Here is a 22,747-nt window from a genome sequence, read left to right on the forward strand (position 1 = left end):
TGCGCCTCAGCGTGTCCCGAAGCAAAAACTCATCTCGGCGCGGCGCAACTCGCCGGGCCGCAGCACCGGGCTTTGCGCGCCCCAGCTTTCGGGCATGTTGATCGCATCGGGCCAAATCTGCGGCTCGAGGCAGATGGCGTCATGTTTGCGCGCGGCGTAGCCGCCTTTGCCCGGCACGGTCCCGTCGAGGAAATTGCCGGTGTAGACCTGCAGGCCGGGAAGGTTGGTGCTCATCCACATGACCCGCCCGCTCACCGCGTCCGACAGTTCCACTTCGCCCGCGTCCAGACACAGGCAATGATCATAGCCGTCGAGCGCCCCCGAGCGCACGGCGGTCAGCGGCTGTCGCCCCTCGCGGAAGTCGAAGGGGCTGGCGCCCACCGGCACCACGCCCGTGGGGATCTTCGCCTCGTCGACCGTCAGATAGCGCGACGCGGGCACCTTCAGCCGATATTCCAGCGCCGAGTTCGGACGCCCCGCCAGCGCCGAGATCCCGGCCAGCGCAAAGAAACTGTGGTTGGTCATCGACACCAGCGTCGGCGCGTCGGTTTCGGCCTCATAGGTGATCGTCAGGCAGGGCTGGCCACCGTCGTTCGTGCGCAGGGCATAGCAGGCGCGGGCCAGAAGCTGCCCCGGAAAGCCCTGATCACCCGCTGCGCTGACCATCTCCAGCGTGACCGCGCCATCGCCGAGCTCGGAAACCTGCCAGTTGCGCCGGTCGAACCCGTCGGGACCGCCGTGCAGCGTGGTTTGCCCCTCGTTCTGCGCCAGATGGTAAGCCTTGCCGTCGAGATCGAAGCGGCCACCGGCGATGCGATTGGCCACGCGCCCCACGGTGGCGCCATAGAAGGTGCGGTGCTCGACGTAGCCCGCCAGATCGTCAAACCCGAGCACGATGTCATCGAGCCGCCCCTCGCGGTCCGGCACACTCAGCGCCTGCAGCGCCGCACCATAGGTGATCACCTCGGCGCGCACATCTCCGGCGCGCAGGGTGATGCGCTCGATCGGCGCCCCACCCGGCGTCGCGCCGAAAACATGTCGCTCAGGGATCATCATGGAAGGCCTCGACACGGCTCTGCGCGCCCAGCAGGAAAGCGTCGGCCACCAGTTGCAGCGGCGCGAGATCGACGTCGGACTCGCCCGCCGCGATCAGCTCGCCGAAGCGGGCATAGAGGCGGCGGTACTCGCGGTCCTCGGCGGCGATGCGCGCCGCTCCTCCGACAAACAGCTTCGCCCCGCCCTCGCGCAGCAGCACCTCGGGGCCATCGGTTTCCACCCGGATATCCCAAGTTTGCGGGCCGGTCTGGCGCCAGTCGAACTCGGCCCCCACCTGCGCGCCCGAGGCGGTCAGCATGTCGAGCTTGGCGGCAATGGGCGCTTGCTTGTTCTGCGGCACTTCCAGATGCGCCGAGACCGGATGCACCGGCTCGGGCAGGATGCGGGTGAGGATCGACAGCGCGTTGATCCCCGGATCGAAGACGCCAAGCCCGCCCGGCTGCCAGATCCATTCCTGACCCGGATGCCAGTGTCGCACGTCTTCCTTCCAGATGATCTCGGCCCGCTTGATCTTGGCCCCCGCGAGCAGCGCGCGCGCGTCCTCGACCGCCGCCGCCTCGCGCGAGTGCCACGTGGCAAACAGCGTCACGCCCCTGTCGCGCGCCAGCCGCGCCAGCCCTTCGACCTCGGAAACGCTCGCCCCCGGCGGTTTTTCCAGCATCACATGCTTGCCCGCACGGATCGCCGCCACCGCCTGCTCGAACCGGCCCTGCGGCGGCGTGCAAAGCGAGATCGCCTGCAAGCCGGGCTCTTTGGCCAGCATCTCGTCGATGTCGTGATAGGAGGGCAGCGTGTCATGCCCGGCGTGGCGGCTGGCGATGGCGGCCAGCTGCAGCGCCGGCACATCCTCGAGCGAGGGCAGATGCTGGTTCCGCGCGATGGTGCCAAGGCCGACGAGGCCAAGCTGGATCGGATCGCTCATCAGGCGTCTCCCCTGTCGAGTATGAAGGCGGGCTCCGCCCGGCCCTGCCCCGCGCCAAGCTGGGCAAAGAGCTTGCCCGACAGCGGCGCCTCGGCCAGCGCGTCCGGGCCAAGGCCCTGCGTCGCCGTGGTGCAGTAAAGCGTGGTGAAATCCGGCCCGCCGAAGGCCGGGCAAGTGCTGTGCGGCGCGGGCATATCGTGGCGCGCGCCAAGCACGCCCTCGGGCGAGACCTCGACCACCGCCCCCGCCCCCCAGAGCGCCACCCAGAGCGTGCCCGAGGCATCGGTGAGCGCGCCATCGGGGCTCAGCCCGTGTTCGGCGAAATCGACGAAAAGCTCGGGCTCCGCCGCGGGCCAGCCCGCCGCGTCCAGCGCCACGCGGTAGAGATGCGCCTTGGCCGTGTCGGCGAAATAGCCGCAGCCGCGATCGTGGTCGAAGCAGATGGCGTTGGGAATGCTGATGCGATCCGCGATGGTGCGCAGCGCCCCCTCGGCATAGCGGTAGATCGCACCGGCCTTGTGTTCGGCCTGCTTGCCCATGGTGCCGATCCAGAACCCGCCCCAAGGGTCCGCGCGCCCGTCGTTCGAGCGGGTCGAGGCGCAGTCCTTTTCCAGATCGACGAGATGCCCGAAGACACCGGTGGTCACGTCATATTCCCAAAGCCCGGTCTCCGAGGCGATGAGCATCCGGTCCCGGTCGATCCATGCCGCGGCAGAGCACATCTCGGTCAGCGGCACGTCCCGCGTGTGGCCCGAGGCGGGATGATGCGACAGCAGGCGTTTGCCGGTGATGTCGAACCAGAAGATCTCGCCGCGAAGGGGGTGCCACAGCGCCCCCTCGCCCAGTTTGCAGGTCCGGTCGTCAAACAGATCCATCAGTGGCTGTCCTTGCCCACGTCATTGCCACGGCAGCCCTTGAGGAAGTCGAGGTCCGCGCCGGTGTCGGCCCCTTCGACGTGGCTTTGGTGCAGCCATGCGTAGCCGCTGCCAGGCAGATCATGCGTCGGCTTCCAAGCGGCAAGGCGCGCGGCCAGTTCCTCGTCGGGAATGTCGAGGTGCAGACGGCGGCTTTCCACGTCGAGCTCGATCATGTCGCCATCCTTGACCACCGCAAGCGGCCCGCCCGCCGCAGCCTCGGGCGAGGTGTGCAGGATCACCGTGCCATAGGCGGTGCCCGACATACGCGCGTCCGAGATGCGGATCATGTCGGTGATGCCCTTCTTCAGCACCTTGGGCGGCAGCCCCATATTGCCAACCTCGGCCATGCCGGGATAACCCTTGGGCCCGCAGTTCTTCAGCACCATGATGCAGGTCTCGTCGATGTCGAGCGCCTCGTCGTTGATCTTGGCCTTGTAGTCGTCGATGTCCTCGAAGACGACGGCGCGGCCCTTGTGCTTGAGCAGATGCTCCGAGGCCGCCGAGGGTTTCAGCACTGCGCCCTTGGGCGCGAGGTTGCCGCGCAACACGGCGATGCCGCCCTGCTCGGTCAGCGCCTTTTCAAGCGGCAGGATGACGTCCTCGTTGTGGTTCAGCACGTCTTTGACCTCATCCCAGATGCTGGCGCCCGAGACCGTGAGTGCATCCTTGTGCAGCTGGCCGCTCTCGCCGAGGCGCTTGAGCACCACCGGCAGGCCACCCGCATAGAAGAACTCTTCCATCAGGTATTTGCCCGAGGGCATCAGGTTGACGATGGTCGCCACATCACGCCCGCAGCGGTCCCAGTCGTCGAGCGTCAGGTCGATGCCGACCCGGCCCGCCAGCGCCAGCATGTGAATGACAGCGTTGGTCGAGCCGCCGATGGCGCCATTGGTGCGGATGGCGTTCTCGAAGGCTTCTTTGGTCAGGATGTCCGACGGCTTCAGATCGTCCTTCACCATCTGCACGATGCGGCGGCCCGAAAGCTGCGCCATCACGCGGCGGCGGCTGTCCACCGCCGGGATCGCCGCATTGCCGGAAAGCGCCATGCCAAGCGCCTCGGCCATCGAGGCCATCGACGACGCCGTGCCCATGGTGTTGCAGGTGCCCGAGGAGCGGGACATGGACTGCTCCGCCTCGAGGAACTCCTCCTGCGTCATCTCCCCGGCCTTCACCATCTCGGAGAACTTCCAGAGGTGGGTGCCGGAGCCGACGCGCTCGCCCTGGAAATAGCCGTTGAGCATCGGTCCGCCGGTCACGACGATGGACGGCACGTCACAAGAAGCCGCCGCCATCATCAGCGAGGGCGTGGTCTTGTCGCAGCCGACCATCAGCACCGCGCCGTCAATCGGCTGGCCGCGGATGGTCTCTTCGATGGCCAGCGCCGCGAGGTTGCGGAACATCATCGCCGTGGGACGGAACGTGTTTTCCGAGGCCGAGAACACCGGCACCTCGACCGGGAAGCCGCCGGCTTCCCAGACCCCCGCCTTCACCTTTTCCGCCAGCTCGCGCAGGTGGCCGTTGCAGGGGGTGAGATCGGACCATGTGTTGAGGATGCCGATGATCGGCCGCCCGTCGAACAGGTCGTGCGGGTAGCCTTGGTTCTTCAGCCAGCCGCGGTGGTAGATCGTGTCGCGCGAGTTGCCCGAATACCAATGGGTCGAGCGCAGCTTGCGCGGCCAGGGGGCGGGGGTGAAATCCTTGACGGACATGGGTGCCTCCAAAGCGGCTTTATTGGGGGCTGAGCGCGCGGCTCAGCCCTGTTTCGATTTGTTGTAGACGTCGAAGATCACGGCAGCGAGCAGCACCAGCCCCTTGATCATCTGCTGGTAGTCGATGCCGATGCCCATGATCGACATGCCGTTGTTCATCACGCCCATGATGAAGGCGCCGACCACCGCCCCGACGATCTTACCAGAGCCGCCCGCCATCGACGCCCCGCCGATGAAGACCGCGGCGATCACGTCCAGCTCCATGCCGAAGCCCGCCTTCGGCGTCGCGGTGTTAAGACGCGCGGCGAACACCAGACCCGCGAGCGCCGCCAGAACGCCCATGTTGACGAAGGCGAGGAAGGTCAGGCGCTCGGTCTTGATGCCCGAGAGCTTGGCCGCCTTGCGGTTGCCACCCAGCGCATAGATGCGGCGACCGATCACCGTCTTTTGGGTGATGAAGGCGTAGATGATGATAAGCACGCCCATGGTGACCAGCACGTTCGGCAAGCCGCGGAAGGTGGCGATCTTATAGGTCAGGAACAGCAGCGCGCCGCAGACGATGGCATTGCGCACCCAGAAGAAGTTGGCGGGCTCGCCCTCGATGCCATAGGCCTTGTCACGGGCGCGCTCGCGCAGCCCCAGCCAGACGATGGTGACGGCGGCGATGATGCCCACGGCCATGGCCAGCAGGTTGAAGTTGCGCGACCCGGCGATCTCGGCCAGCCCGGCAGTCATTGCAGCCGGGAAGAGATCGGGCACGAAACCGGTCGACAGCATCTGGAAGCCCGGCGGGAACGGCCCCACCGACTGCCCCTGCAGCAGCCACAGCGAGGCGCCGCGGAACACCAGCATCCCGGCCAGCGTCACGATGAACGAGGGGATCGACCAATAAGCCACCCAATAGCCCTGCGCCGCGCCGATGAGGCCGCCGACGATCAGACAGGCAAGGATGGTCAAGGGCACGGGCCAATCCCATTGCACGATCATCACCGCCGCCAACGCGCCGATGAAGCCCAGCACCGAGCCGACCGACAGGTCGATGTTGCCCGAGACGATGACGATGAGCATCCCCAGCGCCATGATGATGATATAGCTGTTCTGCAGGAACAGGTTGGTGATGTTCACCGGGCGCATCAGCGTGCCGCCGGTCACCGCCTGAAAGAACACCATGATGGCGATCAGCGCGAAGAGCAGCCCGTATTCACGCATGTGGTTGCGCAGGTAGTGCTTGAGCCCTTGGCTTTCAGGCTGGCCTGCGGTTTCTGCCGTTTGAGTGGACATGTCCCCTCCCCCTCACTCGCTGACGATGAGCGACATGATGCGCTCTTGGCTGGCTTCCTCGGCGGAGAGTTCCCCGACAAAAGCGCCTTCGTTCATGACATAGATGCGGTCGCACATGCCCAAGAGCTCGGGCATCTCCGACGAGATCATCACCACGGCTTTGCCTTCGGCGGACAGCTCGTTGATGATCGAATAGATTTCGTATTTCGCGCCGACGTCGATGCCGCGCGTGGGCTCGTCGAGGATCAGCACCTCGGGCTCGGTGAACAGCCATTTGGCCAGCACCACCTTCTGCTGGTTGCCGCCCGAGAGGTTGCCGACCTGCTGCATCACCGTGGGTGTGCGCGTGGCCAGCGCCTTGCGGTAGCGTTCGGCGACCTCGGTTTCCTCGGCCTCGTTCAGCACGCCCTTGTCCGAAACGCCGCCAAGGTTCGACAGCGTGGTGTTGAACCGGATGCTCTCGTCGAGGATCAGCCCCAGAGACTTGCGGTCCTCGGTGACATAGGCGAGGCCATTCTCGATCGCGCGGTCCACTTTCGACACGTCAATCGGCTTGCCGTGCAGCGACACCTCGCCCGAGATGTTCCGCCCCCAGCTTTGACCAAAGATCGACATGGCCAGTTCGGTCCGGCCCGAGCCCATGACGCCCGCGATGCCGACGACCTCGCCCGCGCGGACGTTGAAACTGATGTTCTTGATGACCTGCCGCTCGGCGTGCTCGGGGTGCCAGACGTTCCAGTCCTTCACCGCCATCACCACCTCGCCGGCGCGGCGGGTGCGGTCAGGATAGCGCTGCGACATATCGCGGCCCACCATGTCCCGCACGATCTGATCTTCCGAGAGGCCCTGCGAGGCATCAAGTTCGGACACTGCCATGCCGTCGCGGATCACGGTGACCGTGTCGGCGACATAGCGCACCTCATTGAGCTTGTGCGAGATGATGATGCAGGTCACGCCCTGCGCCTTCAGCTCAAGCATCAGGTCGAGCAGCTTGCGGCTGTCGTTCTCCTGCAGCGCCGCCGTCGGCTCGTCGAGGATCAGCAGCTTCACGTCTTTCGAAAGCGCCTTGGCAATCTCGACAAGCTGCTGCTTGCCCACACCGATGCTGTCGACCAGCGTGCCCGGCGCGTCGCGCAGGCCCACTTTGGCCAGCAGTTCCTCGGTGCGGCGGAAAGTCTCCTGCCACTGGATCACGCCGCCTTTCTGTCGCTCGTTGCCAAGAAAGATGTTCTCGGCAATCGACAGCTGCGGCACCAGTGCCAGTTCCTGGTGGATGATGACGATGCCCTTGTCCTCGCTGTCGCGCAGCGTTTTGAACTCGGCGAGCCCGCCATCGTAATGGATTTCCCCGTCGTAGCTGCCCACGGGATAGACCCCGGAGAGCACCTTCATCAGGGTCGATTTCCCGGCACCGTTCTCGCCGCAGATCGCGTGGATCTCGCCTTCGCGGACCTGAAGGTTCACCTGGTCGAGCGCTTTCACACCAGGGAATTCCTTGGTGATGTCGCGCATCTCGAGCAGAAGAGTCATGACCCGTACCTGCCTTGTATGAAGTGAAGGTCGGGGGAGGCCAAAGGGCCTCCCCCTGATGTCATGCCCCCGGAAACAAGAAGGGGCATGGCGGGAGGATCACTTGATCTGATCTTCGGTGTAGTAGCCCGAGCCGATCAGAACCTCTTCCCAGTTCGAGGCGTCCACCGGGACGGGCTCGAGCAGGTAGGACGGGACGACCTTCACGCCGTTGTCGTAGGTCTCGGTGTCGTTGATCTCGGGCTCGGAGCCTTCCATCACGGCGTTGACCATGCCGACGGTGACGCGGGCCAGTTCACGGGTGTCCTTGAAAATGGTCGAATATTGCTCGCCTGCGAGGATCGACTTCACCGACTGCACTTCGGCGTCCTGACCGGTGACGATCGGCATCTTCAGATCGCCCGAGCCATAACCGACGCCCTTGAGCGACGAGAGAATGCCGATGGACAGACCGTCATAGGGTGCGAGCACGCCGTGCACGTCCTTGTCGGTGTAGTTGGCCGACAGGATGTTATCCATGCGCGCCTGCGCCACCGCGCCGTCCCAGCGCAGCGTGCCGACCTTGTCCATGCCCATCTGGCCGGACTGCACCACGATGTCACCGCTGTCGATCAGCGGCTGCAGCACCGACATGGCACCGTTGTAGAAGAAGTAGGCGTTGTTGTCGTCCGGCGAGCCGCCGAAGAGCTCGACGTTCCACGGCTTGCTGTCGGGAAAGCGCTCTTCGAGACCTTCCACCAGCGAGGTCGCCTGCTGCACGCCCACTTTGAAGTTGTCGAAGGTGGCGTAATAGTCGACGTCGCCGCTGTCGCGGATCAGGCGGTCATAAGCCACGATGCGCACGCCCGAGGCGGCAGCGTTGGCCAGAGCGTTCGACAGGGTGGTGCCGTCGATGGCGGCGATCACCAGCACGTCGACACCCTTGGTCACCATGTTCTCGATCTGCGCGAGCTGGTTGGGGATGTCGTCCTCTGCGTATTGCAGATCGGTCTCGTAGCCGGCTTCCTGCAGCTGCTTGACCATGTTGTTGCCGTCGTCGATCCAGCGCGCCGAGCTTTTGGTCGGCATGGCGATGCCAACGGTGCCCTTGTCCTGGGCGAATGCCGCGCTGGAAAGCGCAACAAGGCTCACCGCGAGCGCACCCGCGAGTTTCTTGAAAGTCATCGGTATCCTCCCGTTAAGGGGGCGTCTCCCGCACCCCACTTGTCCCCGCGGACTCCTTATGGACTCCCTTGGCGACGTCAAAAGTCCTACTTAATGGCGACATACCGAACAAATACCATTATTGGTAATCTGCATATCGATATAGGTATGTGACATGTCCGAGCTTCTGAAGAACCTGCGCCCCGCCCAAATCCGCCTGATCGCCGCCATTGCGGAACACGGGCAGCTGCAAGTGGCGGCGAATGTGTGCCGGATGACCCAGCCCGGGGCCTCACGGATGCTTGCCGATCTGGAAAAAGCGGTGGGTGCGCAGCTGTTCAGCCGCACGCCGAAGGGGATGGAGCCCACGCCCACCGGCGCTCTGCTCGCGCGGCATGCGCGGCGCATCGAGCATGACCTGCGCCGCATGGCCGAGGATTTCGACGATTTGCACTCGGGCCTTGGCGGCACGGTGAGGGTCGGCGCGGTCACCGGCCCGGCGCTTGGCCAGCTGGTGCCACAGGTGCAGCGGCTGAAGGCCGAGTCGCGCTCGGTGGACATCTCGATCGAAGTCGCCCCTTCAGTGGCACTGGTGCAGGCGCTGGAGCGTGGCGAGCTCGATTTCGCCCTCGCCCGCCTGCCGCCGCAGGTCAACGAGCGCGAGTTCCTGATCGAGCCCGCGCGTGACGAAATCGTCCAGCTGCTTGTGCGCGAGGGGCACCCGATGCTGGCGCAGGGACCGGTGGCCATCGCCGATCTGCATGGCACGCGCTGGATCCTGCAGCAGCGCGGCGCGCCGATCCGCGCCGCCATCGAGACCGCCTTTCACGACGAGGGGCTGACCGCGCCGCCCGATGTGATCACCACCTCCTCGCTGCTGGCGATCATCGCGCTGCTGAAGGATTCAGACGCCGTCGCGCCCATGTCGCAGGAGGTGATCGACTTGATGCTGGAACCGCCCGTCTCGGCCGATCTGCGGCGGCTGCGGCTGAACCGGCTGATCACCGTCGAGCCCTATCTGATCATTCAGGCGCGCGGGCGTCATCTGTCGACCGCCGCACAACGGCTGCTGACCATGGTTCAGGAAAGCATCCGGGCGTTCTGAGCCGGATCAGCCGGCCCGTTTCACCCCGCCCGCGGGCGCGTCCGTCACGACTTTTTCCATCGCCCGCCTTGCCGCATCCGGCGCCCCGGCGCGGATCGCATCGACGATGGCGCAATGCTTGTCGACGCTGCGCGCCAGATCTCCGGGATCGCGCGCCTCCTCGGCCTCGGCGATCAGCTGCGCATAAAGCGCCGCCTGCACGAGGTCTCCGAGCGATTGCAAAAAGCGGTTGCCTGAAAGCTGCAGGATCAGCTTGTGGAACTCCAGATCGGCCATGGCAAAGGCGCTGCGGCTCTCGGCCTGCGCCAGCGCCTCGCAACTCGCGGCAAGGCGCTTGTGCTCTTCCGGCCCGGCCCGCTCGGCCACCAGTGCCGCGGCAGAGGGCTCGATGATCAGGCGGATCTCGCTGAGATCATGCACGAAGCGCCCCGGCGTCTTCTGCTCGGAATGCCAGCGCAGCACGTCGGGATCGAACATGTTCCACTCGGACGACGGCTGCACCCGCGTGCCGACCTTCGCCTTCGAGGCCAGCATCCCCTTGGCGATCAGCGTCTTCTTCGCTTCGCGGATCACCGTGCGCGACACGCCGAACATCTCTTCGAGGTCCGGGTCGAGCGGGATCATTGCGCGTTCGGGATATTCCCCGGCGACAATCGCCAGCCCAAGCTGGTCGACAACATGGGTGGTATGGCTTTGGGCGCGGTCAGAAAAACCGCCGCCCGCCGTCAAAGTCATGATCGCGCGTCTGATGCGGTCAGATGCCTTATGCGCGCCGTCGTTGCCCAACCCAAACCCTTCTGCAGCATGATGAAGGCGAACAGCAGGCCCCCGATCACGATCTTCGTCCACCAACTCGAAAGCGTGCCGTCAAAGACGATATACGTCTGTATCAGCCCCATGATCAGAATGCCAAAGAAAGTGCCAGCGACAAATCCGCTGCCCCCGGTCAGAAGCGTGCCGCCGATGACCACAGCGGCGATGGCGTCAAGCTCCACCCCCACCGTCGCCAGCGAGTAGCCCGCCGAGGTGTAAAGCGTGTAGACGATCCCCGCGAGCCCGGCCAAACCGCCCGAGACGGCATAGATGCCGATGGTCGTCCGCGCCCGCGGCACGCCCATCAGCTGCGCCGTCTGTGCCGAGCCGCCGATGGCATAGACGTTCTGCCCAAAGCGCGTCCGGTGCAGCACGATCATCGCCGCCACATAGGTCAGCAGCATCAGCGCCCCGGTCAGCCGGAACCGCCCGCCGCCCGGGGCCTTCCAATAGAGCGACTGCAGCCAGTCGTAGAATTCATGGGTGATCGGCACGGACTCGGTCGAGAGCACATAGGCCAGCCCGCGCATCAGGAACATGCCCGCCAGCGTGACGATGAAGGGCGGCATCTCGAGATAGTGGATGATCCCGCCCATGGCCGCGCCAAAGCCGGTGGTGATCAGCAGCACAAGCGCGAAGGCCACAAGCGGGTGAATGGATGTGTCGCGCAGGATCACTGCAAGGAAGACCCCGGTAAAGGCGATCACCGAGCCGACCGAGAGGTCGATGCCACCCGACAGGATCACGAAGGTCATTCCGACTGCGGTTATCCCAAGGAAGGCGTTGTCGGTCAGCAGGTTGGCCACCACCCGCGTCGAGGCCATCGCCGGGTATTGCGCAGCGCAGAGGACGAAGGCCAGCACGAAGGTCGCCAGCGTGATGTAAAGCGGAAGCTTGGTGGACTGGCTCACGGCTGGCCCTCCTCTGGCTGGGTCCGCCGCGTCGGCTTGGGCCGTTCACGCAGGACCGGCCCGGTCGAGGCGCGCAGCAGGTAGAGGCTGTGGCGCACGCGCGGGCTTTGGATGACGAGGATGGCGATGATGATCAGCGCCTTGATGACGAGATTGAACTCCACCGGCATGCCCGACAGCAGGATCAGCGAGTTGACCCCCTGAATGATCAGCGCCCCCAGCAGCGACGCGGTGATCGAGAACCGCCCGCCCAGCAGCGAGTTGCCCCCGATGACCACGGCAAGGATCGCGTCCAGCTCCATCCAAAGCCCGGCGTTATTGGCATCGGCGCCCTTGATGTCGGCGGCAACGATGACGCCCGCCAGCGCGGCGCAGAGCCCGGAGACGAGGTAGACCGCGATCAGCAGCACCCGCGCATTGATCCCGGCAAGGCGCGAGGAGGTCTGGTTGATCCCCACCGCCTCGATCAGCAGGCCAAGCGCAGAGCGGCGGATCACAAGGCCCACAGCGCAGGCCACGGCGATCCACAACCAGATCGGCGTGGGCACGGCGGCGATGGTGCCCGCGCCGAGCCGGATCAGGCCGGGATCGTTGAAGGTGAGGATCGCGCCCTCGGTCAGCAGCTGCGCGATGCCGCGCCCGGCGACCATCAGCACCAGCGTCGCGACGATGGGCTGGATGCGAAAGATCGCCACCAGCACACCGTTCCACAGCCCGCAGGCCGCGCCCGCCGCCAGCGCCATGAGCACAGCCACCGACCAATGCGCGCCGCCGACCACGGCCGAGGCGGCGACCGCCCCGGCGATGGCCATGACCGCGCCAACCGACAGGTCGATGCCGCGCGTGGCGATGACCAGCGTCATGCCGGTGGCCAGCAGCGCGGTGGGTGCGCCGCGGTTGAGCACGTCGATCAGGTTGCCGAAGAGCCGCCCGTGCTGGAACTCGACGTGGAAAAACCCGCGAAAGACCAGAAAGTTGACCCCCAGCACCAGCGCCAGAATGATGATCTGCGGCATCACCCGCCTCAGCGTGGATGTCATCATGCCGCGTCCTCCGCCGCGATGGCCTCGACGATGGCCTTGGTGGAAATCTCGGCGCCCGAAAGCTCGCCCACCTGCCGCCGGTCGCGCAGCACGACGATGCGCGACGAATAGGCCACCAGTTCCTCCATCTCCGAAGAGGCGACGATCAGCGCCATGCCCTTTTCACGCAGCTGCTCGATAAGGGCGATGATCTCGGCGTGTGCGCCAACGTCGATGCCGCGTGTCGGCTCGTCGAGGATCAGCAGTTCCGGCTCGGTCGCCAGCCAGCGCGCCAGCAGCGCCTTTTGCTGGTTGCCGCCCGACAGCAGCCGGATTGGCATGTCCAGCGAGGCGAGGCGGATATCCAGCGCCTTCACGTAGTGCTGGGCGATCTCCTCGGCCTTGGCGCGGGGAATGGGGCGGTGCCAGCCCTGACGCGCCTGCAACGACAGGATGATGTTCTCGCGCACCGACAGATCGCCGACGATGCCGTCGGTCTTGCGATCCTCGGGGCAAAGCGCAAAGCGGTTGCGGATGGCCTCGCGCGGGTTGGTGATGCGCAGCCCCCTGCCCCGCAGTTCTGCCGTGCCCTGATCCGCCGCGACCACGCCAAAGACCACATTGGCGGTCTCGCTGCGGCCTGAGCCGAGCAACCCGGCAAGGCCGACCACCTCGCCCTCGCGGATCTCCATGTCGAACGGCTCGATGCTGCCGCGCTTGCCGAAGCCCTTGAGCGAAAGCAGCAATTCACCCGGCTCGGACTGCGCGCGATGATGCGTCGCCGCCTCGAGCTGGCGGCCGAGCATCAGGGTGACGATCTCGGTCTGGCTGACATCGGCAAGCCGCCGCGTGCCCACCACCCGGCCATTGCGCAGGATGGTGGCGCGGTCCGAGATGGCAAAGACCTGATCGAGGAAATGGGTGATGAAGACGATGGCCAGCCCCCTGCCCTTCAGCCGCTCGATCACCGAGAACAACAGCTGCACCTCGTCATGGTCGAGGCTGGCGGTGGGCTCGTCGAGGATCAGCACCTTGCCCGACAGCTCGACGGCGCGGGCGATGGCCACGATCTGCTGGATGGCGATGGAATAGCTGTCCAAAAGGCGGCTCGGGTCGATATCGAGCCCATAGTCGCGCAGCACCTCGCGCGCCTCGGCCCGCATCCTGCGATGATCGACCATGCCCCAGCGCATCGGCTGGCGGCCCAGAAAGAGGTTCTCGGCCACGGTCAGGTTCGGCAGAAGGTTCACCTCCTGATAGACCGTCCCGATGCCGAGGCTCTGGCTGTCCAGCGGATCGCGCGGATCGATCTCGGCGCCCGCAAGCGCGATCGTGCCGCCGTCGCGGGTGTAGGCCCCCGTCAGGCATTTGATCAGCGTGGATTTTCCCGCGCCATTCTCGCCGAGGAGCGCATGCACCTCGCCCGGATAGAGCGCCAATTCGACGTCATCGAGCGCGATGGCGCCCGGAAAGAATTTGCTGATGCCGCGCGCGTGCAGCACCGGTTCTGGCGTGACCATCCCGTGTCCTCCCCCCCTGAAACAGGGCCCCTTTGCAGGGCAATGCGCCCCCCGGCCCCCGCCGGAAGGCGCCCTTGGCAGGGGCATCGCCCCCGCCGCGCAGCGTCAGTATCCGAGATCCTTCTTGCTCTCGTAAATGGCCGCGTTGTCGTCATCGCTGGTGTAGAGCTTGGACTCGGTCTGGATCCACTTCGGCGGCATGGTGCCGTCCTTCCAGTAAGCTTCCAGCACGTCAAAGGCCGGACCCGCCATATTCGGCGTCAGCTCCACCGTGGCATTGGCCTCGCCTGCCTTCATCGCCAGATGGATGTCGGGCACAGAGTCGATGGAAACGATCTTGATGTCCTCGCCCGGCTTCAGACCCGCCTCTTTGATGGCTTGGATCGCGCCGACGGCCATGTCATCGTTATGCGCATAGAGCGCGCAGATGTTCTCGCCGCCCTCGGACTTGAGGAAGCTCTCCATCACCACCTTGCCCTGCGCACGGGTGAAATCGCCGGTCTGGCTGCGGGTGATGCTGATATTGTCCGCCGCGGCGATGGCCTCTTCAAAGCCCTTCTTGCGCGAGATGGCGGGCGATGAGCCGGTGGTGCCCTGAAGCTCGACCACCGGGCAGTCGGCATCGCCCACGGCCTCGACCAGCCAGTTGCCGGCCACCATGCCCTCATGCACCTGATCCGAGGTGACGGCGGTCATATAGAGGTCTTCGGGCGCGTCGATGTTGCGGTCAAGCAGGATCACCGGAATCTCGGCGTCCTTCGCCTCTTCCAGCACCTCTTCCCAGCCGGTGGCGACGACCGGCGCCAGCAGGATCGCATCGACCCCCTGCGCCACGAAGCTGCGGAGCGCCTTGATCTGGTTTTCCTGTTTCTGCTGCGCGTCGGCGAACTTCAGCGTGATCCCGCGCTCGTCGGCCTGTTGCTTGGTGACCGTGGTCTCGGCGGCGCGCCAGCCGGACTCCGAGCCGATCTGGCTGAAGCCCACGGTCTCGCCTTCGGCAAGGGCGACGGCAGGCACAAGGATAGCGGCGCTTGCGAGCAAGCTTTTCAATATATTCATGATTTCCTCCCTTGGACCTCTCCTCAGGTCCTGAGGTTATTAAGTATTACTTTATTACTATTGTAAAGCGCCGTGTTGCGGCGCTCTTGGGGTGGGCTTCCAGCCTTGGGACCATCGGGGGCGCCGCCCCCGCCGCCGCTGGCGCGGCGACTCCCCCGGGATATTTCCGTCTAGACGAAGGCTCAGGAGCCGATCTCGATCCGGCGCAGGCCGGGAAATTCCTGTTGGGCCATGCCGTGCAGCGGGCGCATGTGGTGCGTCAGCACGTATTGCGCGGCAAAGGCCGAAGGCGCCTTAAGCATCAGCAGGCCGTTCTCGAAGCTCTCAAGCGCAAGCCCCGAGAACCAGCTGCGATAGAGGCCCGGATCGCTTTGCGCCAGCCGCGCCAGCGTGCGTGGCCACGGCGTGTCGGCGGGCGGCACGGGCTCGGCACTGCGGGCCGCGGCGAAATCCACGCGGACGACCTTTTCGGCGGGCGGCGCGTCTTGCGGTTGCTGCACCTCCATCCGGGCCGAGAAATCGGGGCCAACCTTGTCCCAATGCGGTTCGCTCAGCCGGTAAATCTCGGCGTAGTTCAGCCGGTAGGCCGCCACCCTGCCCCGAACGCCGGGGCGCAGTTGCAGCAGGATCTCGAGTTTCGTGAGACGTTTGACCTCTCGCTTCACGGTTCGCTCGTCCACCGACCAGAGCCGGGCCATTTCGCGCTGCCCCACGGTCAACTCGTCGTTGCGCCAGTTGTAGCGCGCCGTGACGAGCGCCACGAGCCGCAGCATCGAGGTCTGGAATCCGGGCGATCCGTTCAGCCCGGCCACCGCTATGGCGGTCAATAGGTCATATTTCTGAGACCCTGCCTGAGGTCCCGTAAATCGTTTGAAGTCCATGCTCGTCTGCTCTGCCGCCTGATTGGGTTCGGCTTCATTGGCCGATTCCCCGTTGGCTTCGACAGTGCTGGATTTTCCCGTCGTTTGTCAACGGGGGCTCAAATACGGGACGGGATCCCTAATCCAAATTTATTTGGAAAAAATCGGTATATTGGTAATGGGTGACACGTATGCTGACACCGTTTCAAGGGGGGATTGTCACCATATCTGCCCGTTCCCGGCTGAGGGTGTCACGAAAACTGTGCCTGACCCGCCGCAGAAATCCCGTAAATCTGAAAATCTTCGCGAAAATACGAGAAATCGAGACTCCGGGTTTTGCCCTTTCTGCAATTCGCGTTATTGAAAGGACAGTAACAGAAAACACGAGCAGGCTCATGAGAGATCATACAGACCTTCAATCGATGAACGAACGCAGCCTCGCGCAGCAGGCTGCGGTGCGTCGCGCGACCTTCTCCCCGGCAGAGGAAAAGATCCTGCGTCCCTTCTCTATCTGGGAGATCAGCCACTTCATGTTCGACGTGCCCGCGGACACGCTGCGCAAGAAGCTGGCCGATGATCCCTCGCTGCCGCAGGGCTCTGTCGAGGAGGATGGCCGCCAGCGGTGGTTCACCCTGCAAGAGATCAATGAGCTGCGCCGCCGCCTGCGCTTCCGCGGCAAGTCGCTGCTGCCCCACCGCCCGGCCGGGCGCGCGATGCGCGTCGCGGTGTCGAACTTCAAGGGCGGCGTTGGCAAGACGGTCGTGGCCCAGCACCTCGCCAATGCCGCCGCGCTCGACGGCTACCGCGTGCTGGTGATCGACTTCGACCCGCAGGCGACGATGACCCACTCCATGGGCCTCACCGAGGTGAAGGAATGGAACACCGTCTGGGGCATCATGTGCCGCGACCTCTGCCGCGAGGCCGACCGGATCGCCGCCGCTTATGATGACCCCGCCGACTGCCCCTACCCCACCGCCGATGAGCTGCCCGAGGATGTGCAGTCGATCGGCGCGCAGCGCATCCAGGACTTCATCCAAAAGACCGCCTGGCCGACCATCGACATCATCCCCTCCTGTGCCAACGCCGCCTTCGTCGAGTTCGCCTCGGCCCAGTACCGCGCCATGCACAAAGCGTGGAGCTTCTTCGGCTGCGTCTCGCGCTACCTCGATGAGCTGCCCGAGGATCAATACGACCTCATCATCTTCGATTGCCCGCCGGCCATCGGCTACCAGTCGCTGAACGCGGCCTTCGCGGCGGACATCCTCTATATCCCCTCGGGCCCCGGCTATTGGGAATATGACTCCACCACCAGCTTCCTTGGCCAGCTTGGCGATGCGCTCGAGGATATTTCGGACGGGTTCGCCAAGGTCGCCGAAGATGCGGGCATCCGCCTGCCCAAGCGTTTCGCGGACGTCCGCCTGCTGATGACGCGCTTCGAGCAATCGAACCCGCTGCACGTGGCGATGATGGATGCCTTCCGCAATGTCTTTGGCGCTGACGTCTGCAAGCACGCCATCGAGATGACCCGCGCCGTCGAACAGTCGGGCCGCTTCCAGCAATCGGTCTACGAGCAGGACTACCGCCAGATGACCCGCGAGACGTGGAAGCGGGCGCGGCAGAGTTTCGACTCCGCCTATGATGAGTTCAAGGAAGTGGTGCTGCGCGCATGGGAAGCGAAAGGCGCGAAGGAAGAGGTTGAAGCATGAGCAGCAAGAACAAGTTCGGTTTCGGCCCCATCGAGCCCGCGCAGGTCAAACCGCGCCGCCGCGACCCCGGTCCGATGGGCGCGGCAGTGCGCGAAGCCGCGAGCAGCATGACCGAGAGCACCGAAAACCTCGTCGAGCAGCGCCGTCAGAATGCCACTGACGCCAAGGCGTTCCGGCTCGCGCAGGAAGAGGGCCGCGTTCTGGTGGCGGTGCCGCTCGAAGACATCCGCACCGATGATCTTCCGCGCGACCGTCTGGACCTTTCCAGTGTCGCGGCGTCCGACGAGATGGAGGAGCTCAAGGCCTCGATCCGCGAGCGTGGGCAAAAAGAACCGATCGAGGTCTATCGCACCGAGACCGGTTTTCAGCTGAAGAAAGGCTGGCGGCGTCTGACCGCGCTGCAGCAACTGCTGACGGAAACCGGCGATGCGCGGTTTGCCAAGGCCGTGGCACGCGTCGCTGAAGAGGCGGGAACGCGGATCGATCTCTATATCGACATGGTCGAAGAGAACGTGATCCGTGAGGACCTCAGCTTTGCCGAGATGGCGCAGGTCGCGATCACCGCTGCGCAGGACACCGGGCTCGACGGGATGGGGGCCGAAGAACTGGTCGGCCGCATTTACGCGTCGCTACATAAGATGAAACGCTCTTACATTCGCAGCTTTGTCTATCTGCTCGACCATCTCGACGAGGCGCTGCCGTATCCGAAATCCGTGTCGCGCAACCTTGGTGTCGATGTGGCGCGTAAGATGCAGGCCGCGCCGGGCCGGATTGCTTCGCTGAAATCGGCGCTGTCGAACGCCAGCTCTGTGGATGAGCAGACAGAGGTGCTGAAGAAGTTCGTTCTCAGCGCCGAACGGTCCGAGGGCAAAGCCGAACAGGCACCGCGCCAGCGCAGCGTGAAATACGAATTTCACGTGGGCCTGTCGAAAGTGACCGCGCGCAAGGGCGAGTGCCGTATCCTCTCGGAGATCGATTTCTCCTCGGTGGACCGCAAGCGGCTGCAGAAAGCGGTTGAGGCGTTCGAAGCGGTTCTGCGCGACGAGTAACCCGCGGGTTACGGGGCAGGGGGCGGTAACCCGGCCCACAAACTAAGGCATGAGAGGCCGGTAACCCATGGGTTACCGGCCTTTTGCTTTGGTGGGTGATTTAGGGCAGGGGCGCCCATAGCGAGAGCGGCTGAAGGCCCCGATGCGCGCGGCGCTGAACTTCTTGATTGTAGTGACGGCGGGCTTGAGAAGTCCGCAGCCAGCGAGGGAGCTAGGCTGCGTTGCGATGCGGGCGGGAGGGAACATCTGATGCGACTCTGGGTAACCCGTGGGTTACCCAGAGTCGCCGGGCAGGGCGTTCGAACAGGCCAATACGGTTTTGCGGGGTGGGTGTCCGCTTCGATCTGCAGCGCAAAAGGCGACCCCAGAGCAGCGGGAAAACTGGCCCATGATCACCCCGCTCGATCCGGGTTTAGCCGCATGCGGGAACGGCAATACCGGGAGTCGTGGAAAACGCGGAAAATCAGGTGATTCGGGCCAAAATCACTGCGAATCAGGGCTTTGGAGCCGATTCGCAGCTCATATCAGGCCTTAAATGCATGTAAAACAACAAAAAACCCGACGGTTTTCACCGCCGGGCAGGGGCAGACGCCCCGAAAGCCCGAAAATGGGCCGAAAACCCTGTCTCAGACGATCCCGCCGCCCGCGCCACTGACCTCCGGGCGCTCCGCAGAAACCTTCGCGCGGTAGTGCGATGCCCGATACGCGGCGACCGGATCGATCGCTGCGCCAGCCTCAAAGCGGGCCATGGCGAGGATCGGTTCGACGTCGGTGCGATAGGCGGCCTTGAGCGTCGCTGCCGCCATCAGCGCGTCGTTCTCTTGCTGGAAGCCTGCAAGGGCAGGGCGGTCCACCAGCAGAGCCTGCGCATAGGCCCGCCGCACCTCGTTGGCGGAGGAAATCAGGCTCTCGATAGGGTCTGTGACGTTGTGCGACTGATCCAGCATATGGGCAGGCGCAAAGCCCTCCTTGCCCTCCGCCGCGACCAGCTCGTTGAACACGAGGAACAGCCGGAACGGGTCTATGCTGCCGGTGTCGAGGTCGTCGTCGCCGTATTTGCTGTCGTTGAAATGAAAGCCGCCCAGCTTGCCGAACTGGATGAGCCGCGCCGCGATCATCTCGATATTGGTGTTGGGCGCGTGGTGCCCCAGATCGACGAGGCAGAGCGCTTTGTCGCCCAGCTCCTTGGCGATCAGATAGTTCGTCCCCCAATCCTGCACGACGGTGGAATAGAAGGCGGGCTCGAACATCTTGTGCTCCGACAGCAGCCGCCAGTCCTCGGGCAGAGCCTTGTAGATGTCCTTCATGGACCCGAGATAACGCTCGAACTGCGCGGTCAGATCGGTCTGCCCGGGGAAGTTCGAACCGTCACCGATCCACACCGTCAGGGCCTTCGACCCAAGCGCCTCGCCGATTTCGATGCATTCAAGATTGTGCTCCACCGCCTGCGCGCGCACCGCCGGATCGGTGTGCGACAGCGAGCCGAACTTGTAGCTCAGAGCTTGGCCCGGCTGGTCCTGAAATGTGTTTGAGTTCATCGCGTCAAAGCCAAGCCCCAGCGCGGCGGCTTTCTGGCGCAGCGCGGCAGGGTCCGCCTTGTCCCACGGGATGTGCAGCGAGACGCTGGGCGTCGCGGCGGTGAGCTGATGGATGACGCCGCAATCGTCGAGCTTGTCGAAGATGTCCCGCGGCTCTCCGCCGCCGGGAAAGCGGGCGAAACGGGTGCCGCCGGTGCCCACGCCCCAACTGGGCACAGCCACGCCATAAGAGCCTACTTTGCGCTTGATAGTGTCGATGTCGACCCCGCGCCGGGCGAGTTGCGCGCCCAGCATTTCGTAGTCGAACTTGAGCGCATCGGCGCGCCCCTCGTTCTGCGTGGCGATCAGATCGCTGCTAATCATGAAATCCCTCCCATGCCGCCTCTCCCGTGGCGGCTGCTGGCGGGCGGGACGCTCGGCCCGCCGCCGTATCAGACACAGTTTTGGCCGAAACAGAGCCTTACCTCGTGAAGGCTTCCTTGTTGCCGGCATCGACGTTGAGGATGTTGCCGGTGGATTTTGCCGAGAGGTCAGAGGCCAGGAAATAGGCCGCCTCGGCGATATCCTCGGGCAGCACCGAGCGCTTGAGCATCGAGCGGTTGCGGTACATTTCTTCGAGCCCCGCCTTGTCGGTGCCATAGGTCGAGGCGCGCTGGTCGAGCCATTCGCCCTCCCAGATGCGCGAGCCGCGCAGCACCGCGTCGGGGTTCACCACATTGACCCGGATGCCATGCTCGGCGCCTTCCAGCGCGAGACAGCGGGCGAGGTGCAATTCCGACGCCTTGGCGGTGCAATAGGCCGAGGCGTTGGGCGAGGCGGCAAGCCCGTTCTTCGAGCCGATGAACACCAGCGCGCCGCCGAGGCCCTGTTTGCGCAGCAGGCGGAACGCCTCCCGCGAGGCAAGGAAATAGCCCGTCGAGAGGATGTCCATATTGCGCGACCAGAGCGCCAGAGAGGTCTCTTCCACCGGCGCGGAGGAGGCGATGCCCGCGTTCGACACCAGAATGTCGACGCCGCCGAACGCCACACAGGTCTCTGCATAGGCGCGCGCGACGGCGTCTTCGCGGGTCACATCCATGGCGACCGAGCGCACGACATCGCTGGAATAGAGACTGGAAAGCTCGGTGCCGACCCTCTCCGCAGCACTGATGTCGATGTCGGCCAGCACCACGCAGGCCCCCTCGCGCAGCAGGCGCTCTGCGGTGGCCGCGCCGATGCCGCCGCCGCCGCCGGTGACCAGCGCGATACGCCCTGCGAGCGACTTGGGCTTGGGCATGCGCTGCAGCTTGGCCTCTTCCAGCAGCCAGTACTCGATATCAAAGGCCTCCTGCTCGGGCAGGCCCTGATAGTCGCTGACCGCAGACGCGCCGCGCATCACATTGATCGCGTTCACGTAGAACTCGCCCGAGATGCGCGCCGTCGCCTTGTCTTTGGCGAAGGTGATCATGCCGACGCCGGGGATGAGATAGACCACCGCATTGGGGTCGCGCAGGGCAGGGGAGGTCTCGTGCTTGCAGCGCTCGTAATAGGCGGTGTAGGCGTCGCGGTAGGCCTCGACCTGCGCAGGCAATTCGGCAAGAACAGAGTCTATATCGGGGCTTTCAGGGTCGAATGCCACAACCAGCGGCGCGATCTTGGTGCGCAGGAAATGGTCCGGGCAGGAGGTGCCCATGGGGGCGAGCGTCTCGAGCGCATGGGCGTTGACGAATTCCAGCACCGCCTCCTGATCGTCGAAATGCCCGACCATATGCTGATTGCCGGACACCATGCCGCGAATGGCGGGCATCAGCGCGGCCGCAACCTCGCGCCGCGCCTCGGGGGCGAGGCTCTGGTGCTTGGCACCGCCGAAGGCCGGGGTGCCGGAGGTCTTCTCTTCGAGCCATGCGATGGCTTCGTTGATGATCCCGATGGTGGTCGCGTAACAGCTCTCAGCGGTGTCGCCCCATGTAAAGAGACCATGGCTTTCCAGCACCACGCCTTCCGCCTCGGGGTTCTCGCGGCAGAACGTCTCGAGCCAGAGGCCAAGCTCGTAGCCGGGCCGCTTCCACGGCAGCCATCCGATGCGGTTGCCAAAGATCTCCCGTGTTAGAGCCTGCGATTCCGTCGAGGCGGCGATGGCAATGATCGCGTCGGCATGCATGTGGTCCACATGCGCGCGGGGGACATAGGCGTGGAGGGGCGTGTCGATGGAGGCCGCGCGCGGGTTCAGGTTGAAGGTGCAATGGGGCAGGTAGCCGACCATCTCGTCTTCGTGCTCCGGGCCGCGGTAGACGCCCTTCAGCGCGCGCAGTTTGTCCATATAGAGGGTCGAAAACCCGTCCAGCTTCATCGAGCCGACATCGCCGCCAGAGCCTTTGACCCAGAGCACCTCGACCTCGCTCCCGGTGAGCGGATCGCGTTCCGTCACTTTGGCCGAGGTATTGCCGCCGCCGTAATTGGTGATTCTCTTGTCCGACCCCAGAAGGTTCGAGCGGTAGAGCAGCTTTTCCGGCTCGCTCATCGCCGCCGCCTTGTCGCTATCCCACAGATTTTGCAGGCGGTCCTTGGCCCGTGTCAGCATGGTGTCCTCCCAATGTCGCGGTCCGATATGGCCGCCTCCTCGCCCT

18 protein-coding genes are annotated in these 22,747 nt (G+C 64.8%); 3 read left to right on the plus strand and 15 right to left on the minus strand.

Annotated elements, in window-relative coordinates; all coding sequences use genetic code 11:
* Window positions 1-6 precede the first annotated feature (6 nt).
* The 7 genes from AYJ57_RS16175 to chvE all read right to left on the minus strand — a co-directional run bounded on the left by AYJ57_RS16175 (window position 7) and on the right by chvE (window position 8,579).
* Window positions 7-1,056, minus strand: coding sequence for an aldose epimerase family protein (locus AYJ57_RS16175; RefSeq protein WP_066108269.1), 1,050 nt, complete (start codon window positions 1,054-1,056; stop codon window positions 7-9).
* Window positions 1,043-1,978 carry a Gfo/Idh/MocA family protein gene (locus AYJ57_RS16180; protein WP_066108272.1) on the minus strand — a complete coding sequence of 312 codons (936 nt, stop codon included), beginning with the start codon at window positions 1,976-1,978 and terminating at the stop codon, window positions 1,043-1,045. Before AYJ57_RS16180 ends, AYJ57_RS16175 begins: the two co-directional genes overlap by 14 nt.
* Window positions 1,978-2,853, minus strand: a complete 876-nt coding sequence (locus AYJ57_RS16185) for an SMP-30/gluconolactonase/LRE family protein (RefSeq protein WP_066108275.1) — start codon at window positions 2,851-2,853, stop codon at window positions 1,978-1,980. The genes AYJ57_RS16180 and AYJ57_RS16185 overlap by 1 nt, the downstream gene beginning before the upstream one ends.
* A complete protein-coding gene (araD, locus tag AYJ57_RS16190) occupies window positions 2,853-4,604 on the minus strand; it encodes an L-arabinonate dehydratase (protein ID WP_066108278.1) in 1,752 nt (583 codons plus the stop codon). Before araD ends, AYJ57_RS16185 begins: the two co-directional genes overlap by 1 nt.
* A 42-nt stretch (window positions 4,605-4,646) precedes the next feature.
* Complete coding sequence (mmsB, locus tag AYJ57_RS16195) at window positions 4,647-5,885, minus strand: multiple monosaccharide ABC transporter permease (RefSeq protein WP_066108281.1); 1,239 nt, start codon at window positions 5,883-5,885, stop codon at window positions 4,647-4,649.
* A gap of 12 nt (window positions 5,886-5,897) precedes the next feature.
* Window positions 5,898-7,415: a multiple monosaccharide ABC transporter ATP-binding protein gene (gene mmsA, locus AYJ57_RS16200; RefSeq protein WP_066108284.1), complete on the minus strand. Its 1,518-nt coding sequence runs from the start codon at window positions 7,413-7,415 to the stop codon at window positions 5,898-5,900.
* Between the two features lie 99 nt (window positions 7,416-7,514).
* The gene (gene chvE, locus AYJ57_RS16205; protein WP_066108287.1) at window positions 7,515-8,579 is read right to left on the minus strand and encodes a multiple monosaccharide ABC transporter substrate-binding protein; all 1,065 of its coding nucleotides are present in this window, start codon (window positions 8,577-8,579) and stop codon (window positions 7,515-7,517) included.
* 154 nt (window positions 8,580-8,733) lie between these two features.
* On the opposite strand from chvE, the gene AYJ57_RS16210 reads away from it, so the two are divergent.
* A complete protein-coding gene (locus AYJ57_RS16210; protein ID WP_066108290.1) occupies window positions 8,734-9,663 on the plus strand; it encodes a LysR family transcriptional regulator in 930 nt (309 codons plus the stop codon).
* 6 nt (window positions 9,664-9,669) lie between these two features.
* Here AYJ57_RS16210 and AYJ57_RS16215 read toward each other — a convergent pair whose 3' ends face one another.
* The 6 genes from AYJ57_RS16215 to AYJ57_RS16240 all read right to left on the minus strand — a co-directional run bounded on the left by AYJ57_RS16215 (window position 9,670) and on the right by AYJ57_RS16240 (window position 15,815).
* Window positions 9,670-10,398 (minus strand): FadR/GntR family transcriptional regulator, encoded by a 729-nt coding sequence (locus AYJ57_RS16215; protein WP_066108293.1) that lies wholly within the window; start codon window positions 10,396-10,398, stop codon window positions 9,670-9,672.
* On the minus strand, window positions 10,395-11,387 hold the full coding sequence (yjfF, locus tag AYJ57_RS16220; protein WP_066108296.1) for a galactofuranose ABC transporter, permease protein YjfF: 993 nt from the start codon (window positions 11,385-11,387) through the stop codon (window positions 10,395-10,397). The genes AYJ57_RS16215 and yjfF overlap by 4 nt, the downstream gene beginning before the upstream one ends.
* Window positions 11,384-12,430, minus strand: coding sequence for an ABC transporter permease (locus AYJ57_RS16225; RefSeq protein ID WP_237220257.1), 1,047 nt, complete (start codon window positions 12,428-12,430; stop codon window positions 11,384-11,386). Before AYJ57_RS16225 ends, yjfF begins: the two co-directional genes overlap by 4 nt.
* Window positions 12,427-13,929 carry a sugar ABC transporter ATP-binding protein gene (locus AYJ57_RS16230; RefSeq protein ID WP_066108301.1) on the minus strand — a complete coding sequence of 501 codons (1,503 nt, stop codon included), beginning with the start codon at window positions 13,927-13,929 and terminating at the stop codon, window positions 12,427-12,429. The genes AYJ57_RS16225 and AYJ57_RS16230 overlap by 4 nt, the downstream gene beginning before the upstream one ends.
* 105 nt (window positions 13,930-14,034) lie before the next feature.
* Complete coding sequence (ytfQ, locus tag AYJ57_RS16235; protein ID WP_066108304.1) at window positions 14,035-14,988, minus strand: galactofuranose ABC transporter, galactofuranose-binding protein YtfQ; 954 nt, start codon at window positions 14,986-14,988, stop codon at window positions 14,035-14,037.
* Between the two features lie 182 nt (window positions 14,989-15,170).
* Entirely contained in the window at window positions 15,171-15,815 is a 645-nt protein-coding gene (locus AYJ57_RS16240; RefSeq protein WP_237220258.1) for a DnaA N-terminal domain-containing protein, read from the minus strand.
* Window positions 15,816-16,243: 428 nt separating this feature from the next.
* Here AYJ57_RS16240 and AYJ57_RS16245 point away from each other — a divergent pair, with 428 nt between their 5' ends.
* Both AYJ57_RS16245 and AYJ57_RS16250 read left to right on the plus strand, forming a co-directional pair.
* Window positions 16,244-17,554: an AAA family ATPase gene (locus tag AYJ57_RS16245; RefSeq protein WP_157374215.1), complete on the plus strand. Its 1,311-nt coding sequence runs from the start codon at window positions 16,244-16,246 to the stop codon at window positions 17,552-17,554.
* Entirely contained in the window at window positions 17,551-18,603 is a 1,053-nt protein-coding gene (locus tag AYJ57_RS16250; RefSeq protein ID WP_066108312.1) for a ParB N-terminal domain-containing protein, read from the plus strand. The genes AYJ57_RS16245 and AYJ57_RS16250 overlap by 4 nt, the downstream gene beginning before the upstream one ends.
* A 626-nt stretch (window positions 18,604-19,229) precedes the next feature.
* On the opposite strand, the gene rhaI is transcribed toward AYJ57_RS16250, so the two are convergent.
* Together rhaI and AYJ57_RS16260 are read right to left on the minus strand one after the other, a co-directional pair.
* On the minus strand, window positions 19,230-20,504 hold the full coding sequence (gene rhaI / locus AYJ57_RS16255) for an L-rhamnose catabolism isomerase (protein WP_066108316.1): 1,275 nt from the start codon (window positions 20,502-20,504) through the stop codon (window positions 19,230-19,232).
* Window positions 20,505-20,601: 97 nt separating this feature from the next.
* A complete protein-coding gene (locus AYJ57_RS16260; RefSeq protein WP_066108318.1) occupies window positions 20,602-22,701 on the minus strand; it encodes a bifunctional rhamnulose-1-phosphate aldolase/short-chain dehydrogenase in 2,100 nt (699 codons plus the stop codon).
* Window positions 22,702-22,747 lie beyond the last annotated feature (46 nt).

The sequence above is a fragment of the Salipiger sp. CCB-MM3 genome (assembly GCF_001687105.1).
In the GTDB taxonomy this organism is placed as follows: Bacteria; Pseudomonadota; Alphaproteobacteria; order Rhodobacterales; family Rhodobacteraceae; genus Salipiger.